This window comes from Glutamicibacter creatinolyticus (assembly GCF_006094275.1).
In the GTDB taxonomy this organism is placed as follows: Bacteria; Actinomycetota; Actinomycetes; order Actinomycetales; family Micrococcaceae; genus Glutamicibacter; species Glutamicibacter creatinolyticus.
This window is the reverse complement of sequence record NZ_CP034412.1, coordinates 3162614-3179463: the sequence shown is the minus strand read 5'-3', so window position 1 is coordinate 3179463 and position 16850 is coordinate 3162614. Positions and strand designations below refer to the sequence as shown.

14 protein-coding genes and 1 riboswitch are annotated in these 16850 nt (G+C 67.8%); of the genes, 6 read left to right on the top strand and 8 right to left on the bottom strand.

Translation table 11 applies throughout. The annotated features are described in order from the left end of the window. The first annotated feature begins 79 nt into the window (after positions 1-79). The 4 genes from GcLGCM259_RS14540 (at position 80) to GcLGCM259_RS14525 (ending at position 4157) form a co-directional block, all read left to right on the top strand. Entirely contained in the window at positions 80-1000 is a 921-nt protein-coding gene (locus GcLGCM259_RS14540) for a phosphate/phosphite/phosphonate ABC transporter substrate-binding protein (RefSeq protein WP_138927052.1), read from the top strand. Next, positions 1000-1803 (top strand): phosphonate ABC transporter ATP-binding protein, encoded by an 804-nt coding sequence (locus GcLGCM259_RS14535; RefSeq protein ID WP_138176296.1) that lies wholly within the window; start codon positions 1000-1002, stop codon positions 1801-1803. Before GcLGCM259_RS14540 ends, GcLGCM259_RS14535 begins: the two co-directional genes overlap by 1 nt. Next, positions 1800-2675 (top strand): phosphonate ABC transporter, permease protein PhnE, encoded by an 876-nt coding sequence (gene phnE, locus GcLGCM259_RS14530; RefSeq protein ID WP_246049652.1) that lies wholly within the window; start codon positions 1800-1802, stop codon positions 2673-2675. Before GcLGCM259_RS14535 ends, phnE begins: the two co-directional genes overlap by 4 nt. A gap of 198 nt (positions 2676-2873) precedes the next feature. Next, positions 2874-4157: a dicarboxylate/amino acid:cation symporter gene (locus GcLGCM259_RS14525; RefSeq protein ID WP_138927051.1), complete on the top strand. Its 1284-nt coding sequence runs from the start codon at positions 2874-2876 to the stop codon at positions 4155-4157. Between the two features lie 84 nt (positions 4158-4241). Here GcLGCM259_RS14525 and GcLGCM259_RS14520 read toward each other — a convergent pair whose 3' ends face one another. The 3 genes from GcLGCM259_RS14520 to GcLGCM259_RS14510 form a co-directional block, all read right to left on the bottom strand. After that, entirely contained in the window at positions 4242-4724 is a 483-nt protein-coding gene (locus GcLGCM259_RS14520) for a DUF6069 family protein (RefSeq protein ID WP_175419462.1), read from the bottom strand. 126 nt (positions 4725-4850) lie between these two features. Then, positions 4851-6119: an acyl-CoA dehydrogenase family protein gene (locus GcLGCM259_RS14515; RefSeq protein WP_425459807.1), complete on the bottom strand. Its 1269-nt coding sequence runs from the start codon at positions 6117-6119 to the stop codon at positions 4851-4853. 84 nt (positions 6120-6203) lie between these two features. Next, positions 6204-7439, bottom strand: coding sequence for an acyl-CoA dehydrogenase family protein (locus GcLGCM259_RS14510; RefSeq protein ID WP_138927049.1), 1236 nt, complete (start codon positions 7437-7439; stop codon positions 6204-6206). A 60-nt stretch (positions 7440-7499) separates the two neighbouring features. Beyond that, a riboswitch (SAM riboswitch) is annotated at positions 7500-7589 on the bottom strand. A 339-nt stretch (positions 7590-7928) separates the two neighbouring features. On the opposite strand from GcLGCM259_RS14510, the gene GcLGCM259_RS14505 reads away from it, so the two are divergent. Beyond that, complete coding sequence (locus GcLGCM259_RS14505; RefSeq protein WP_138176280.1) at positions 7929-9413, top strand: FAD-dependent oxidoreductase; 1485 nt, start codon at positions 7929-7931, stop codon at positions 9411-9413. A gap of 20 nt (positions 9414-9433) precedes the next feature. Here the strand turns inward: GcLGCM259_RS14505 and GcLGCM259_RS14500 are convergent, their stop codons facing one another. Both GcLGCM259_RS14500 and purU read right to left on the bottom strand, forming a co-directional pair. Further along, the gene (locus GcLGCM259_RS14500) at positions 9434-11959 is read right to left on the bottom strand and encodes a GcvT family protein (RefSeq protein ID WP_138927048.1); all 2526 of its coding nucleotides are present in this window, start codon (positions 11957-11959) and stop codon (positions 9434-9436) included. A 51-nt stretch (positions 11960-12010) separates the two neighbouring features. Next, the gene (gene purU / locus GcLGCM259_RS14495; protein ID WP_138927047.1) at positions 12011-12919 is read right to left on the bottom strand and encodes a formyltetrahydrofolate deformylase; all 909 of its coding nucleotides are present in this window, start codon (positions 12917-12919) and stop codon (positions 12011-12013) included. Positions 12920-13040: 121 nt separating this feature from the next. Here purU and GcLGCM259_RS14490 point away from each other — a divergent pair, with 121 nt between their 5' ends. Then, a complete protein-coding gene (locus GcLGCM259_RS14490) occupies positions 13041-13718 on the top strand; it encodes a GntR family transcriptional regulator (protein WP_138927046.1) in 678 nt (225 codons plus the stop codon). Between the two features lie 48 nt (positions 13719-13766). Here GcLGCM259_RS14490 and GcLGCM259_RS14485 read toward each other — a convergent pair whose 3' ends face one another. The 3 genes from GcLGCM259_RS14485 to GcLGCM259_RS14475 form a co-directional block, all read right to left on the bottom strand. Next, positions 13767-14315, bottom strand: coding sequence for a hypothetical protein (locus GcLGCM259_RS14485; RefSeq protein ID WP_138927045.1), 549 nt, complete (start codon positions 14313-14315; stop codon positions 13767-13769). 315 nt (positions 14316-14630) lie between these two features. Further along, positions 14631-15602 carry a cation diffusion facilitator family transporter gene (locus GcLGCM259_RS14480; protein ID WP_138927044.1) on the bottom strand — a complete coding sequence of 324 codons (972 nt, stop codon included), beginning with the start codon at positions 15600-15602 and terminating at the stop codon, positions 14631-14633. Continuing rightward, the gene (locus tag GcLGCM259_RS14475) at positions 15599-16096 is read right to left on the bottom strand and encodes a transporter substrate-binding domain-containing protein (RefSeq protein WP_138927043.1); all 498 of its coding nucleotides are present in this window, start codon (positions 16094-16096) and stop codon (positions 15599-15601) included. The genes GcLGCM259_RS14480 and GcLGCM259_RS14475 overlap by 4 nt, the downstream gene beginning before the upstream one ends. Positions 16097-16850 lie beyond the last annotated feature (754 nt).

The window sequence follows — 16850 nt, the reverse complement described above, 5'->3', positions numbered from 1 at the left end:
GCCTGCGGCGCCGTTCCCACCCATCATCCACTGTTCCTCCCCGCTCCAACCGGAGCCCACCGCAAAGGACACACCGCTCATGAAGCACACTCGCCCACTGACCCTGCTGGCCACCGCCGGCGCCCTGCTCGCCCTGACCGCCTGCGGTTCGGCCACCGCCGACACCGGGGCCAACCCCGACGCCCCGGCCTTCTGCGCCGACGGACCGATCAAGTTCGGCATCGAACCCTTCGAGGATCCGGCCAAGCTGGAGCCGGCCTACGGAGTGCTGGCCGATGCGCTGGAACGCGAACTGGGCTGCGAGGTTGAGGTCCAGGTGGTGGAGGACTACTCCGCCGAGGTGCTGGCCATGCGCAACGGGAAGCTGGACCTGGGCCAGTTCGGCCCGGTCGGCTTCGTGTTCGCCAGCCAGCAGGCCGGCGCCGAGCCGCTGGTCTCCTTCGGCACCGCGGACGGCAAGCTGAGCTCCTACACCGCCGGGATCTGGGTGCCCAAGGATTCGCAGATCAAGACCGTGCAGGACCTGCGCGGCAAGGACCTGGCCCTGGGCGGGGTGGGCTCCACCTCCGGGGACGTGCTGCCGCGCTACGCGCTGAAGACCGCCGGGGTCCCCGAGTCCGAGCTGAACCTGAACTACGCCGGCGGGCACCCGGAGGCGCTGCTGGCGCTGACCAACGGCACCGTGGACGCCGCGCAGATCAATTCGCAGGCCATGGCCACCGCCATCGAGGAGGGCACCTTCAACCCGCAGGACTACCGCCAGGTGTGGAAGTCGGACCCGATCCCGAACGACCCGATCACCATCCGCCCGGACGCGGACCCGCAGCTGAAGAGCGCGGTGAAGCAGGCGCTGGTGAACCTGCCGGCCGATGACATCGCCGAGGTCGGCAAGTTCCTGAACGTCACCCCGCCCGGCCCGCTGCTGGAAGTCAGCAAGGAAACCTACCAACCCCTGTTCGACCTGGCTCAGAAGATGGGCCTGACCGAGGAAGACGCGTAATGCTCAAGCACAGCACACCGGCACCGGCCCGGGATGACCGGCACGAAACCGCCGCACTGAACGTGAACGCACTGGCCAAGTCCTACAACGGGCGCACCGTGCTGGACGGGGTGGACTTCAGCGTGCACCGCGGGGAACTGGTCGCGTTCCTGGGCGCGAACGGTTCGGGCAAGTCCACCACCCTGAAGTGCGTGGCCGGGCTGGCCGAACCGGATGCCGGGCAGATCGAACTGAACGGGGTGTCCCTGGCCGGGCTGCACGGCAAGGCGCTGGCCACCGCGCGCAGCCAGGCGGCCATGGTGTTCCAGAAGATCCACCTGGTCCCGCGGCGCACCGCCCTGGACAACGTCTGCGCCGGGGCGCTGGCCCGCCTGGGCGGGGCCGCCTCCCTCTCCCCGCTGTTCTTCTCCCGCGCAGTGCGCCAGGAGGCGATGGACTGCCTGGAGCGGGTGGGGATGGCCGAGCGCGCCCTGGAGAAGGTGGGCCGGCTTTCTGGCGGGCAGCAGCAGCGGGTCGCCGTGGCCCGGGCGCTGTGCCAGCGCGCCAGCGTGCTGCTGGCCGATGAGCCGGTCTCCGCCCTGGACCCAAACGCCGCCGAACACATCATGGCGCTGCTGGCCGAACTGGCCCACGAGCAGAACCTGGCGGTGGCCGCGGTGCTGCACCAGCCGGACCTGGCGGTGCGCCACGCCGACCGGGCGATCGGCCTGCTGGGCGGGCGGATCGTCTTCGACGGACCCACCCACCTGGTCACCAGCAGCGTCCAGGAACAGCTCTACTCCCCCGAAAGGACCGCTGCATGAGCCTGCAAACCCGCCCACCCATGACCGAGGTGGACCTGAAGACCGCCACCGGGGACGCCCCGTCCCCGCGCAGCCGCCCAGTGCCCCAGGACCCGTTCCGGCACCGCAAGCGCGCCATGTGGGCCCTGGCGGCGCTGATCATCCTGGCCCTGCACGGGCTGGCCCTGGCCGGCACCGGCTTCAAGCCGGTGCTGCTGGTGGAGGGCTGGGAGGGCATGGCCCGCTTCGTCTCCGACGCGTTCCCGCCCTCCCTGGACTGGGAGAAGGTCATCGCCCCGGGCCTGAAGGCCACGCTGGTCACGCTGTGGATCGGCCTGCTCGGGACCACGCTGTCCATCCCCAGCGCCCTGCTGCTGGCGGTGCTGGCCGCCCGCACCACCACCCCGCACCCGCTGGCCTACCAGTGCTCCCGCGCCATCCTGTCCTTCTTCCGCGCCGTGCCCGACATCGTGTTCGCCCTGATCTTCGTCACCGCCGTGGGCCTGGGCCCGTTCGCCGGCGTGCTGGCGCTGATCTGCCACAACACCGGGGTGATGGGCAAGCTGTGGGCCGAGTCCATGGAGGAGACCGACCAGGGCCCGCAGCAGGCGCTGTCCACCACCGGCGCCTCGCGGCTGCAGCAGATCAGCCACGGCGCGCTGCCGCTGGTGATCCCGCAGTTCGTGGGACTGCTGCTCTACCGCTTCGACGTGAACGTGCGCTCCTCGCTGGTCTTGGGCCTGGTGGGGGCCGGGGGCATCGGGCTGCTGATCAACCAGTCCATCAAGTCCTTCCAGTTCGATGCGATGCTCACCCACATCATCATCGTGCTGGTGCTGATCATCGTGGTCGACCAGGCCTCGGGCTTCATCCGCAAGAAGCTGAGCCAGTAACCGGCACCACCACACCGCAAGGCAAGGGGGGCCCGCGCAACCGCGCGGGCCCCCCTTGCCCGTGTTAGGCGCCGCCACCGCGCGGGCTGCCGGCTTTCAAGCAGGGGCCCTGACGCTATAACATGACTGGGGCGTGGGCTGCACCACAACCTGCAGTCCAACGCTGCGCGCCGCGATCATCACGACCGAAGGATCCCCATGAAGATACTGAAATCGATCCCCCTGCTGGGCTGGATCATCATCGCCATCATCCTTGGCGTGGTGACCGGACCGATCATGCCCGAATGGCTGGGTGGGCTGTTTCTGACCTACAACTCGATCTTCTCCGGGTTCCTGGGCTTCATTGTTCCGCTGATCATCCTGGGCCTGGTCATGCCGGCCATCGCCGAGCTGGGCAAGGGTGCCGGCATGTGGCTGGGCATCACCGCGGTGATCGCCTACGGTTCGACTGTCATTGCCGGGCTGCTGGCCTACTTCGTCAGCCGCTGGCTGTTCACCCCGACGCTTTCCGGCGGCGGGCTGGAGGAGTTCGGGGAGGAGTCCGGTTCCGGGTTCACCCCCTTCATCACCGTGGTCGCCAGCGCCGGTGACTCGGCCACCGAGATCGTCCTGCCCCCGGTCATCGACGTGATGAGCGCGCTGGTGCTCGCGTTCGTCATCGGCGTGGGCCTGACCGCCTTCCACTCCAAGGTGCTCTTCCGTGGGGCGGTCGAGTTCCGCACCATCATTGAGTCCGTCATCCGGCGCATCATCGTCCCGGCGCTGCCGCTGTTCATCTTCGGCATCTTCATGGACCTGTCGGCCAGCGGGTCGGCGGTCACCGTGATCACCAAGTTCCTGCTGGTCGCCCTGGTCTCCTTCGGGCTGACCCTGGTCATCCTGATCCTGCAGTACACCATCGCCGGCTCGGTCGCCGGACGCAACCCGTTCAAGGCGCTGTGGAACATGCGCGACGCCTACTTCACCGCCCTGGGCACCTCCTCCTCGGCCGCCACCATTCCGGTGACCCTGGATTCGACGAAGAAGAACGGCGTGAACGATTCCGTGGCCGGGTTCGTGGTGCCGCTGTGCGCCACCATCCACCTGTCCGGTTCGATGATCAAGATCACCTGCTTCTCCATCGCGGTGCTGCTGCTGACCGGCGGGAACGTCTCCTTCGGCGCCTACCTGCCCTTCATCCTGATGCTCGGCGTCATGATGATCGCCGCCCCGGGCGTCCCGGGCGGGGCGATCGCCGCGGCCGCCGGCCTGCTGGCCCAGATGCTCGGCTTCGGCGAGGTCGAGGTCGGCCTGATGTTCGCCGCCTACATCGCCCTGGACAGCTTTGGCACCGCCACCAACGTCACCGGTGACGGCGCGATCGCGATGATCATGAACAAGCTGACCCGCGGCAACCTGGGCGCGCAGCCGCAGGACCTGGCCGACACCGAGGTCGAGGCGCTGCCGGGCACCGCCGCGCACTCGCACACCCGGCCCGAGTAGCCGCCGGCTTCGGGCCCGGTCCGCACCCCCCCCAGGCCATGGCGCTGCAATCCGCAGCACCATGGCCTGGACCGTATTCTAGGGTTAGCGCCGGGTGGCCCCGTAGTGGCTGGCCGTGGCCGGCACCAGGGCCTGGGCGGCCTCCTTGTCGTTGTACTTCTTGTTGGAGTTGTTCACCGCCAGGTACCAGGAGGCACCCACGATCAGGTGCATCAGCGCCAACGCGATCCCGCTGAGCACATCTTCGGCAAAGAGGATCGGGACGATGATGGACACCACCGCGACCGCCACGCCCAGCCACTGCGCAATGCGGCAGAAGCGGGGTGCGGCCCGGCCGATGACGAAGGTCAACAGCCCCAGGATCAGGATCGGCGGGGCGGTGAACCGCAGGATATGGATGAAGTCCAGGTTCTGGAACAGCCCGCCCGAGAACCTCATGGACGCGCCAGCGGCCTCGCTGACGAAAAACACGAACCCGCACAACACTGCCGCACCAAACGCGGCGATGATGACCTGGGCGAAATTGAACGGCATCCTGTATCTGACAGGCATAGCGTAGGCGCTCATGACTGATCATCTCCTCGATCACTCGAATCGCTTGAGCCCTGTCAATTCACTGTACGCCGCATCACACCGCAAGAGAACAGGTGCGGGCTGACCGGGCGGGAACCCCCTGGCCAAAGCCTGCGCGGTCTACTTCGAGGCGCCAATCGCCCAGACCCGCGGCAGCTGCGTTCCGTTGACCGCCAAGTCTCCAATCAGCCGGGCCTTGAACACCCACGGATTGTGGTTCCCGGCGGTCCGCGCATTGCGCCAGTGCCGGTCAAGGTTCTTCGAAACACTGGTCGCCGAGGCCGCCAGCGCGTCAAAGGCGTGGGTGATCGCGTTCAGCGTCAGGGGCGTGAGGGTCACCTGCGCCTGCGCGGAGGCCAGCTCGGCGGCGTCATTGGCCGCCAGGTCCTCGGCCTGGGTAACCGTGCCGGCGTGCAGCCCCACCGCCGTGTCATGGGCCTCCTGCAGGGCCCGGGAGACCCGCTGCACCGCGGCGGTGGCCACATAGGCGGCGGAGGAAACCTCACCGATCACCTGCAGCAGCTGCGGATCCTGGCTGGCAAGGTTCGCGGCCGCATGACTGAAGGTGCGTTTGCGCTGCTTCAGTTCGGCGGCAAAGTCGCGTTCGGCCGCGCGGGCGCTGCCGGCCAGCACCACCAGCAGCACCTGCTGGTAGAAGGCCGTCTGGTAGCGGAACCTGGTGTCGAAGTCGATCAGGTCCTCCTCGTGGACCACCGCGTCGGTGAAGGTGGAGGTCCCGGTGCCGGTGGTGCGCTGGCCAAAGCCGTCCCAGTCATCGGCCAGGGTGATCTCCGCCTGGTCCGCCCGCACCGCGGCGATGACCCGTTGGCCCGTGTCGGTGCGCTCGGCGTAGGTGTCCAGCCAGTCCGCGAAGATCGAACCGGTCGAATAGTACTTGGTGCCGTTGATGCGAAAACCCCCGTGGCCGTCCGGGGTGACCTTGGTGATCACGTCCCCGACCGTCACTGCGCCAACCTCCGTCCAGCAGTTGCCCACCAGCTCACCCCCGGCAAAGCGGCGCAGCCATTGGTCACGCCCCGGCCCGGGGGCGGCCACCAGCCGGTCCTCGACGAACGCGAAGTGGGCGCGCAGCGCCTGGGCGATGTTGGAATCGGCGGCCGCCAGGTCGGTGAGCAGTTCGAACAGCTCGCCCAGGTCCGCTCCGGCGCCGCCGTGGCTCTCGGGCACGCGCACCGCCCCGAACCCGGCGTCGGCCAGTTGCCTGATCTCGGCGAAGGGCAGCTGGCCGGTGCGGTCGCGTTCGACCGCCCCGGCGGCAATGGACTCGAAGATTGGCGCGAAGCGGGCGCGCAGGCGCTGCAGGCGGTTGGCATTTTGGCGCGCGGCACCCGGAGCGTCAACTGAAGCGGTGCTGTGGGTGGTTGCCATTGTGGTCATGGTGTTTTCCTTTGGGTCTGTCGGGGGGAAGCTGCTGTGCAAGGTAGGCGGGGCGGGCGCTGGCGGCCACGCCGCCTAGGTGTACAGCGAAATCGGCTGCGGTTCACCGTGCAGGAAGTACTGGCCGACCTCGATCTTCTTGTAGTCCACCGGGTCGTGCAGCGTGTGGGTGCGCACATTGCGCCAGTACAGATCCAGGCCCACATCCTTCTTCGTGGAGGAGGAACCGGTCACCTCGTAGATGCGGTGGGCGGTTTCCAGGCCCACCTCGGTGGACACCACCTTCACCTCGGCGATCGCCACGGCAAGTTCGGCCCGCTCATCGGCACTGACCTCCCCGGCGAGCGCAATCAGGGCGTCATAGCGGCGTGCGAGCTTCTCGGTGAGCGCCTCGGCCGCCGCGGTGCGGGCCTTCAGTTCGCCGATGATGCGCTGGAACACCACGTCCCGTGAGTAGGTCTGCACCCCGGAGAGGAACCAGGCGTTCTGCCGCTCCAGCAGGATGCGCCGCCCCTGGGCCAGTGCCCCCTGGGCAATGCCCACGTAGAAGTGCGCGAAGGCCAGCTGCAGGCCGGGGATGAGCAGGGTGGCGACCGGTTCCTCGGTCACCTCACCGAGGATGTCCTGCGCGGTGACACGCACATTCTTGTAGTGCACGGTGTTCGAGGCGCTCAGCCGCTGGCCCAGATGGTCCCAGTCGTCGACGAGTTCCAGGCCCTGCCGGGTGGTTTCCAGCACGAAGGCCAGCGCCTTTGAGGCCAGCGGGCCGTCCTCGACCACCGCGTTGACGATGATGACCTCCCCGACCCCGGAGCCGGTGGAGAACCGTTTGGTTCCGTTCAGCAGGTAGCCGCCCTGCCCGTCGGCGCGCAGGGTCAATGAGGGGTCCACCGGGTTCACCGAGTCGCCCCACAGCCAGCCGCCCTCCACGGTGCGCCGCCACCAGTCGGCCTGCTTCTCGGGCGGGGCGTAGAACGCGATCCCGGTCTGGTTGAAGTAGTGGTAGGCCAACAGCTGGGCGATCGAGCCGTCGGCGGTGGCCAGGATGCGCACCACCGCGAAGGCCGTTTCAAAGTGGGCTCCGGAGCCCCCGTACTGGGCGGGCACCAGCAGGTTCAGCAGCCCTGCGCTGCGCAGCAGCTGGACTTCCTGGACCGGCTGCTGGTTGGCGCGGTCGCGGGCCAGTGCGTCCCTGGCCAACGTGTCGGCCACCTGGCGTGCCACGGCCGACCAGTGGGAGAGTTCGGCGGTGTCGGCCTGCCCGGCAAACGGGGTGCGGGGCAGCCGGCTGGTGGTGGCGGTGGTGGTCATTGTTTTCCTCCCGTAGAGACGTTGCTCCGAAGGATGCCGAGCGCGGAATGTGGCGCTGCGGTTCCATCGAACCTGGCGGAAGCACTATTCACGGTCGTGAACTTGCTGCGGCGTCGTTGAGCCAGGTCTCTCGGCCGCTCTGGATGGTGAGCTTCGATTGCACCACCGGTCGCCGGGGCCCGGCCAGTGGTGCCGTCACCGCCGGACTCACAACGTCATGGCGCGTCGCACTGGACGTCCGCCGGCCCGAACATGACGTGCCTGGCGGCGCGGATGACGAACAAAAGACGGGTTGTGAACCGGCTGTTTCCCGGGGCTTGCCGCGCAGACCGGAGCACTGCTACCGTTCGGGGTTTTCCTCCCGCCCCCACGGTCCGCCATCCCCAGCTTCAAAGTCCCTTGGAGGGGTTGGGTGCTGGTGCGTGCGTGGCTACGGTCAGGGCATCGACATGTGGCGGGCCCAAGCAACCCAATCCTTCAGGAGGGATCATGACCTCGACATGGCAGCGCACCAGCGCGCAGATCAACACCGATGACTTCGAATCCGATGGACGCTACGACGTGGTGGTCGTGGGGGCCGGGCTGACCGGGCTGACCACGGCGGTGCTGCTCAGCCGGGCGCGGCTGCAGGTGGCGGTGATCGAGGCGCAGACGGTGGGCGCCGGAACCACCGGGCACAGCACCGCCAAGCTGAGCCTGCTGCAGGGCGGCACGCTGCAGCAGATCCGCCGCCGCCAGTCGATTCCGGCGCTGCGGGCCTATGTGGAGGCGAACCGGGAGGGGCAGTCCTGGCTGCTGCGCTATCTGGAGGAGAACTCGGTGCAGGTGGAGCACCAGGACGCGTACACCTTCGCACTGCGCCGCGCATCGCTGCCCCGGCTGCGGGCCGAGGCGGCGGCCAGCGGTGAGGCCGGGGTGATGGTGGAGGAACTGCCCGGTGGCCAGGTGCCGCTGCCGTTCGAGGTGGCCGGGGCGCTGCGCCTGCCCGAACAGGCGCAGCTGGATCCGATGCGGGTGCTGGGCCTGCTGGCCGAGGAACTGCGCAGCCGCGGCGGGAAGATCTTTGAGCACACCCGGATGCTCAAGGCCGGGCAGGGGGCGCCGATCCGGGTGCAGACCCCCACCGGCAACCTGTACGCGGATCAGTTGGTGCTGGCCACCGGCACCCCGGTGCTGGACCGCGGCGGGCACTTCGCCCGGCTGGAGCCGAACCGCTCCTACGCCCTGGCCTACCGGGTGCGGGACGGGGCACAGGCCCCCGAGGGCATGTTCCTGGCCATCGACTCGGCCGGGTACTCCATCCGCACCGCCCGGGACATGACCGGCCCGCTGCTGCTGGTCGGTGGCCACGGCCACCGGGTGGGCCGCGGGGACCCGGCCGCAGCGGAACGCGAGCTGGACCGGTGGGCGCGCGACCAGCTACCGGTCACCGAACGCACCGACAGCTGGTCCGCGCAGGACTACCGGGCGGCCGGGGCGCTGCCGATCGTGGGCACCATGCCCGGCAGCGGCGGGCAGATCCATGTGGCCACCGGGTTCAACAAGTGGGGCATGACCAATGCGGTGGCCGCCGCCCTGCGCCTGTCCTCCGACATCCTGGGCGGGAACCTGCCCTGGGCCCGGCAGCTGAGCTCCGGCAACCGGTCCCCCGGCGCGTGGCTGGATGCGGCCAGCATGAACGCCACCGTGGCCCGGCTGCTGCTCACCGACTGGGCGCGCATGCTTGCGGCCCCCACCAACCCGCAGCAGACCCGGGACCGCCCCGGCGTGCACCGCCAGGGGCGCCAGGTGGTGGCCGAGAACCCGCAGGACCCGGATGCCTGCCGGCTTTCCGGGGTCTGCACCCACCTGGGCGGGATCCTGCAGTGGAATGCCGCGCAGAACACCTGGGACTGCCCGCTGCACGGGTCGCGGTTCAGCGCCCAGGGCCGGCGGCTGGAGGGTCCGGCCACCCGTGACCTGAAACGGCTGTAGCGCCCGCCCCCGCCGGTGCGCTACCCGGCGCCGACCGGGGCGCCGGCGGGGGAAGCCTGCGGCTCCAGGCCGCGCAGCCGCTTCATCTGCGGGTCGTAGACGGGGTCCTGGGTGATCGTGGCGTTGATCCGCCGGCCGAAGTACTCCACCTGCACCTGCTGCCCGAACGTGAGCTCGGCCGGCAGCCAGGCCAGCGCGATGGGCCGTCCCACGGTGTGCGCGAACCCGGCACTGGTGACATAGCCGACCGCGCGCCCCTCATGGAACACCGGCTCCTTGCCCAGCACCACATCCCCGGCGTTGTCGATCAGCAGGCAGCGCAGGCTGCGGGTGGGCGGTGCCTCGCGCAGCCGCTGCACCGCGGCCTTGCCCACGAAGTCCTGCTCCTTCTTGGCGCTGACCGCGAATCCGAGCCCGGCCTCAAACGGGTTGTGCTCGGTGCTCATGTCCACACCCCAGGAGCGGTAGCCCTTTTCCAGGCGCAGGGAGGCGAACGCGGCCCGCCCGGCGGCGATGATGCCGTGCCGCTGCCCGGCCTGCCACAGCACGTCCCACAGGCGCTGGCCGTTCTCCGCGCTGGTGTAGATCTCCCAGCCCAGCTCCCCCACATAGGACAGGCGCAGCGCGGTGACCGGCACCCCGCCCAGGTGGGCGGCGCGGGCCCGGAAGTAGCGCAGCCCCTCATTGGAGAAGTCATCGTCGCTGACCAGCTCGATGACCTCCCGGGCCAGCGGACCCCACAACCCGATGCAGCAGGTGCCGCCGGTGATGTCCCGCACCTGCACCCAGCCGCCGGGCACCAGGGCCTCGTTCTGCCGGCGGGCCTCCACCTGAAAGTAGGCGGTGTCAATGTTCCCGTTGATCCCCACCTGGAAGGTGTGCTGTCCCAACCGGGCGACGGTGATGTCGCTGCGGATCCCGCCGGCCTCATCCAGCAGCAGTGTGTAGGTCACCGCCCCGACGCTCTTGGCCATGTTCCCGGTGCTCAGCCGCTGCAGCAGGGCCAGTGCCCCGGGCCCGGAAACCTCCAGGCGCTTGAGTGGGGTCATGTCGTACATGGCCACCGCGGTGCGGGTCTTGTACGCCTCCACCGCGGCCAGCGGGGAATGGTGCAGCGCGGACCAGGTATCCCGGATCGGCGGGCGCCAGTCCCAGGGCAGCTCATCGAGGTGGCGGGCGTTGGACTCGTACCAGTAGGGGCGCTCCCACCCGCCGCCTTCCATGAAGTGGGCGCCCAGTTCCCGCTGCCGGGCATGGAACGGGCTGACCCGCAGGTTGCGGGCGCCCAGCCGGGGCTCCAGGGGGTGGCGCACATCGTAGATTTCCACGAAGTTCTGCTGGGCGGTCTGCCGAACGAAGCTGGGCGCCAGTTCAACCTCCTCGAAGCGGTTGACGTCGCAGTCGGACAGGTCGGTGCCGCTGCGCCCGGTGCTCAACAGCTCGGCCACCGCCTTGGCGATCCCGGCCGAATGGGTGACCCACACGGCCTCGGCCAGGTAGAAGCCCTCCACCTGCGGGCACTGGCCGACCAGTGAGCCGCCGTCGGGGGTGAAGGAGAAGATCCCGTTGAAGCCGCTGGCGATCTCCGCCTCGGCCAGCTCCGGCAGCAGCGTCTTGGAGGCCTGCCAGGCCGGCAGGAAGTCCTCGACGGTGAACTGCAGGCTGGAGGGCATGTTCTCCGGGGTGTGGTCCTGCGGGTCCATCCGGGGCAGGTCCTCGATCAGCGCGGGCATCGGGCGGTGCGCGTAGGAGCCGATCCCGTAGCGGTCCCCGTGCTCGCGGAAATACAGGTCCTGATCCTGGTAGCGCAGGATGGGCAGGCTGGCGCCGTTCGGTTCGCTGTTGCGCCCCCGCAGGCCCTTGACGCTGGTGGTCTTCACGTACTGGTGGGCCAGCGGCAGCAACGGCACCCGCATCCCCACCATGGCCCCGACCTTCGCGCCCCAGAAGCCCGCGCAGCACACCACGATGTCCGCGGCCAGGAACTCCTCGCCCACCCACACCCCGGTGACCCGGTTCTCCTGCTGCCCCACACCGGTGACCTCGGTGCGGTCCCGGTAGAGAACCCCGGCAGCGCGGGTGCGTTCGATCAGCTTCTCCACCGCCACCCCGGCCAGGGCCAGCCCGTCGGAGGGGACGTAGAGCCCGCCGTAGACGACCTGTTCATCCAGCAGCGGGTAGCGCCGCTTGCATTGCCCGGCATCCAGCAGCTGGGCCTCCACGCCCCAGGAGGTGGCCCAGCCGTGCTTGCGGTGCAGGTCCCGCCAGCGGGTTTCGGTGGTGGCGACCTCCAGGCCGCCCACCGGGTTGAAGGCCCCCAAATCGGTCAGCTTCTGCACCGTGTAGCTGGCGAATTCGGTCATGGTCTTGGACGGGTTGGTCTGGAACACCAGCCCCGGGGCGTGGGAGGTGGAACCGCCGGGCAGTTCCAGTGGCCCCTGTTCGATGACGGTGATGTCCTTCCAGCCGCGCTGGATGAGTTCGTCGGCCAGGTTCGCGCCGACGATGCCGGCGCCGATGATGATGACGCGTGAGGTGGGTGACATGGTCTTTCTCCTACTGCTGGGCTCAAGTCTGGGATGTGCGGGGGATGCGGGCTAGCGGAAGACGATGGTGCCCGAGCCCTCCAGCAGCACCCGGTGTTCGCAGTGCCACTGCACGGCGCGCGAAAGCGCCTGGCATTCGGCGCCCTGCCCGGCCTGGGCCAGCGCGCGGGGGTCATGGGAGTGATCCACCCGGATCACCTCCTGCTCGATGATTGGACCCTCATCCAGGTCGGCGGTGACGTAGTGGGCGGTGGCGCCGATCAGCTTCACGCCGCGGGCGTGGGCCTGATGGTAGGGCCGGGCCCCCTTGAACCCGGGCAGGAACGAATGGTGGATGTTGATCACCCGGCCCTTCAGCCCGGCGGCGAGCTCATCGGAGAAGATCTGCATGTACCGGGCCAGCACCACCAGCTCGATGCGGTGCTCCTGGATCAGCTCCAGCAGCCGGGCCTCGGCCGCGGCGCGGTTGCCGGCGTTCACCGGCAGGTGCAGGTAGGGGATCCCGGCGGCCTCGGCCATGGGGCGCAGGTCCTCATGGTTGGAAACCACCAGCGGGATCTGGGCGTTCAGGGTGCCGGTGCGCCAGCGGAAGATCAGGTCGTTCAGGCAGTGCCCGGACTTGGAGACCATCAGCAGGGTGCGGGTGGGTTTGGAGTCGCGGATCTGAAAGCCCATGTTGAAGCGCTCGGCAACGGGCCGGAACTGCTCGCGCAGCTGTGCGGCGCGCAACGGGGTGTCGCTGTGGAACGCGGTGCGCAGGTGCACCTTGGCGTTGACGGTGTCGTCAAACTGCTGGTGCTCGCGGATGTTCAGCCCCCGCCCGGCAAGGAACTGGCTGACCGCGTGGATGATTCCCACCCGGTCTCGGCAGCTGGCTGTGAACACGAAGTCGTGGGAGGTTTCTTCCGTCCTGGCGGCATGGGCGGCGGGGTGGGAAGCAGGCAAATCGATCAGGGACATCGTTTCGCTCCGATGAAATACGGGATTTGTATCCAACTTATATACTAGGATGTCCTGTAGCCTAGATCACACAAAGTTCAGGGGTCAAGGGTTAATTGGCAACGAACGCGAAAGAGGGAAAATGGCGCAGGCAGTCACCGCACAACTGCACCCACGAGGTGCCTCCAAAGCCGAGGAGGCCTATGAGCGGATCCTGCAGATGCTGGTGACCCTGCAGATCCAGCCCGGGGACCCGATCCACGATGAGGAGCTGATGCGTGAACTGAGCATCGGGCGCACCCCGGTGCGCGAGGCGCTCAAGCGCCTGGAGGTGGACAAGCTGGTCATCACCTTCCCCAAGCGCGGCACCTTCGCCACCCGGGTGGAGATCAGCGACCTGGCCTATGTTTCGGAGATCCGCCAGCAGCTCGAGCCGATGGCCGCGGCCCGCGCAGCCCGCACCGCCTCCGAATCCACCCGCGCCGGCCTGCTGGAGACCTCCCGGCAAATCGAGCGCTTCGACGCCGCCAACGCCTCGACCACCGATCTGCTGACCTTCGACGCGGCCGTGCACCGCAACATCTACCGTGCCTCCGGCAACCCCTACCTGGAGGACGTGCTGATCCGCCACAGCAACCTGGCCACCCGGATCTGGTGCACGGTCATCGACAGGCTGCCACGGGTGAGCACCCATGTGAAGGAGCACCTGGCGCTGCTGCAGGCCATCATTGACGGGGATGAAGCCGAAGCGGCCCGCCTGGCCGGACTGCACGTGGGACAGTTCGAGCAGGCGGTGCGCACCGCACTGCTGGACCTCTAGAAAAGATGCCCGGGCAGCCAGCTAGACGGCTGGAGGGGCCGTGACGGTCTATGAATCCCGGTCGTTCGTGCTGCGTTCGCGCAGCACGCTCTCGGCGATCTGCTGCTGGTCGGGGGCGAACCCATAGAGCTTGCGCCGGGATTCGTGCACCCACCAGCGGCCGCACAAGTCCGTGGTCTGCTTTTCGGCATCCTTGGGCCACCAGTCCGCGTCCAGGGTGCGCACGGTGGCAACCTCGGAGACCTGCAGATCCCTGGTGCGCCGGTCGGTGGCATAGGCCTTGGCCAGCTCCGACTCGTTTGGTTCCCCCACGGTGGAAAGGCCCAGGCACCCCTGCCTGGGCAGCGGACCGTCATAGTCCATGACGAAGATGCGCTCGGCCCCGGTGGTGCGCTGCTCCAGCTTCACGTCCCTGCCACCGGCCGGGACCCAATCGGCCAGCAGCCCGGACTTCACGCCATCCTCGGAGGTGGCCGCGCTCTTCGATTCAGCCTTGTCATAGGTTTCGCCGCCCAAATCCCCGACGCTGCACCCAGCGAGCAGCAGGGATGCGGGAATGGCGAGGGCGGTGAGGGCGAGGTACTTCTTTTTCATCATGCTTTTAGCCTATGAAGCCCAGCCCGGCGGGCACCTCGGGCGCGAGAGGGAAAAACCGCATCCCCTTCTCAGACCACGGGAGGAGTCGGCGAGCGCTGGCGGGATGAGGCCGACCAGGCCGGTTTAGCGAGCGTGGCGGCTCGGTGATCCCCGGTGAGCCCGAAGCCTGCGCTCAGCTGCGACACAAAAACGGCCACTAATGTTGAAAACACCTCATTGAAGGTGCGAGTGATGATCTGGAAAGCTCCCGCAGGGTTACGGCCCGCGGGAGCTTTCTGGTTAAGCGATGCCGGTTCCACCGGCCCCAGATCCGCGTTATGCCGTGGTGGGCTCCACGAAGCAGTCCGGCAGTTCCGGCACCGGAATGATGACGATGTCATATGCCTTCCAGTCCAGCTCCTCCAGCGCCTTGCGGGCGGCGTCCATCTCCTCCACTCCCACCATTGGCGAATGCGGCACCACGAAGGCCTCCGCATGCAGGACCGCGCCCAGTTCGCGTACGCGAACCCCGACCTGCTCCACCCATCCCATGGACTTTAGGCGGCTCTCAAACTCCGGGATCAGCGGGTGCGGGTCCTCGCCCTCCACGCTGGTGGCCCGGCGGTCCAGCAGGTCAACCACCGCGGCCTTCGTGCTGGTCCAGCCATCCTTGAGGATGCCGGCGGAGATCACCGCGGCGGCCACGCTGTCCAGCCACCACAGGCCGATGGCGATGCCTGCGACACCCACGATGGAGGCGGCATTGGTCTGCCAATCCGCCTTGGCCATGTAGGAGTCGGCGTAGAGCAGCTTGTTGTTCAACGGCTTGGCGACCTTCACCTTCAGGCGCCCCAGAATCACGGCCGGGGCGGCGATCACGGTCATCACCGCGATCATGATCCACCCCTGCCAGATCGTGTGCCCGAAGACGTTCATAGTGCCGATGGTCGGATATTCCTGGGCAATCAGCGCGGAGACCGATTCGTAGGCCAGCATGCCGCCCACGACCAGCAGCGCCACCCCGGCCACCAGATGTCCGGCGCTCATGGCCCGGTGGTAACCATAGGGGTGGGTGGGGCGCCGGGTTCTGCGGGTGTAGAACAGGGCCACCAGGAAGGCCAGCTGCGGCAGCACGGAGAGCATGTCCTCCACCCATGCCGTGCGCATGGCCTGGGAATTGCCCACCACCAAGGCCACCAGGGTAATGGTGCAGGCGGCATAGCCGACGCTGATCCATTCAAGTTTCGCTGCCCGACGCAGCATGTCGCGCTGCTGTTTGGGCAGGCCGGTTCCGGCTTTCAGGTTCATGGCATCTCCTGGGTTTGGTCCAGAAAGTACTCAAGCTCCCCCAGGAAGGCGTTCTCCCCGGGCGGCACCAGCAGAACCAGTTGGGCCTGCTTGCCGTCCTCCTCCGTCACGGTGCGGTAGGGCCGGGTGATCCCAACTTCCTTGCTCCATGGGGTCTTGGCGGTGATCCCACCGGCCACCATGTCAAGCTTGCCTTCCTTCAGCTGCTTGACCAGGTGCTCCTCCCCGCCGAGCGTCCACTGCACCTCGGCGTCCAGGCCCTTGGCGAAGTCCTTGACCAGCTCCACTTCGTCCCCGGTGTACTGGCCGTCGCGCACATCCACGAATTCGCGGTTGGGCGAGATCCCCACCCGCAGCGTGTCGTGGCGAACATCCTGCAGCGTGCCCTTGGGGTCCACCGGGATCTGCGCCGCACATCCGGCGAGCAGGCTGGATCCAAGCAGCGCTGCACCCGCAGCACGGAGGAACAACCGCGTTCTTTTCGATGGCGACATCTATTTCTCCTCCCGCCGCTTCTGACACTCTCGGCCATGGATTCTCACCTGCAACGTACGACAGATCCCTGCGACCCGCAGGTCGGCGCACCGAAATCCCTGCCAATCTTCAGGCTTCCTTCACGAATCAGCACGCCTCACAGTGACGCTCCGCGGCTTCGCGACGCCACGGTCGGCAGACTGGAAGCCGAAGCTCAGCGCGGACACAGAAAGCGGTCTCATTGTTTTAAATACCTCCTTGAAGGTGCGAGTGATGATCGAAAGAGCTCCCGTTGATATCCAACGGGAGCTCTTTCGTTAACTGGCGATTCCCTGCATCGCTTCGGCGGCCGATCGGCTCCAAGTCCACGACCATCTTCGGCTACCCCTGCGCACCGGCTCGTGCGTTGCCGCCTGCGAACAGCCTCCTCTGGTCAATTACTAGACGACCCGTCTAGAAGATTGGGCCTCAAGTACTGAGGGGCGAAAATCGTGCAACGTCCGCGTTACCCCATGGAGCGCACTTCGCATTCCATTCAAAGACCCGGCAATACACAGCCCAACAGGCACACCTCCTCGCCATCTTCCAAGCCGAGGGACCCCGGCCTTGTCCGCGAAACCTCCGCGGCATCACCGCCTGCCCGTCCTCTTGATTACCTTCGAAGGACCACGTGGCCCAATGCCGTCACATGCACCGCAAGACCACAAAAGGTTGCGTGATGTGCATCACTGGCATACCTTAGTTCTAACAACTTTATTGGACACTCTGTCCATG

Excerpts from the sequence above, each read along its gene's own strand:
- GcLGCM259_RS14540 (WP_138927052.1), top strand. The coding sequence starts at position 80 with ATGAAGCACACTCGCCCACTGACCCTGCTGGCCACCGCCGGCGCCCTG.
- GcLGCM259_RS14535 (WP_138176296.1), top strand. The coding sequence starts at position 1,000 with ATGCTCAAGCACAGCACACCGGCACCGGCCCGGGATGACCGGCACGAA.
- phnE (WP_246049652.1), top strand. The coding sequence starts at position 1,800 with ATGAGCCTGCAAACCCGCCCACCCATGACCGAGGTGGACCTGAAGACC.
- GcLGCM259_RS14525 (WP_138927051.1), top strand. The coding sequence starts at position 2,874 with ATGAAGATACTGAAATCGATCCCCCTGCTGGGCTGGATCATCATCGCC.
- GcLGCM259_RS14520 (WP_175419462.1), bottom strand. The coding sequence starts at position 4,724 with ATGAGCGCCTACGCTATGCCTGTCAGATACAGGATGCCGTTCAATTTC.
- GcLGCM259_RS14515 (WP_425459807.1), bottom strand. The coding sequence starts at position 6,119 with ATGGCAACCACCCACAGCACCGCTTCAGTTGACGCTCCGGGTGCCGCG.
- GcLGCM259_RS14510 (WP_138927049.1), bottom strand. The coding sequence starts at position 7,439 with ATGACCACCACCGCCACCACCAGCCGGCTGCCCCGCACCCCGTTTGCC.
- GcLGCM259_RS14505 (WP_138176280.1), top strand. The coding sequence starts at position 7,929 with ATGACCTCGACATGGCAGCGCACCAGCGCGCAGATCAACACCGATGAC.
- GcLGCM259_RS14500 (WP_138927048.1), bottom strand. The coding sequence starts at position 11,959 with ATGTCACCCACCTCACGCGTCATCATCATCGGCGCCGGCATCGTCGGC.
- purU (WP_138927047.1), bottom strand. The coding sequence starts at position 12,919 with ATGTCCCTGATCGATTTGCCTGCTTCCCACCCCGCCGCCCATGCCGCC.
- GcLGCM259_RS14490 (WP_138927046.1), top strand. The coding sequence starts at position 13,041 with ATGGCGCAGGCAGTCACCGCACAACTGCACCCACGAGGTGCCTCCAAA.
- GcLGCM259_RS14485 (WP_138927045.1), bottom strand. The coding sequence starts at position 14,315 with ATGATGAAAAAGAAGTACCTCGCCCTCACCGCCCTCGCCATTCCCGCA.
- GcLGCM259_RS14480 (WP_138927044.1), bottom strand. The coding sequence starts at position 15,602 with ATGAACCTGAAAGCCGGAACCGGCCTGCCCAAACAGCAGCGCGACATG.
- GcLGCM259_RS14475 (WP_138927043.1), bottom strand. The coding sequence starts at position 16,096 with ATGTCGCCATCGAAAAGAACGCGGTTGTTCCTCCGTGCTGCGGGTGCA.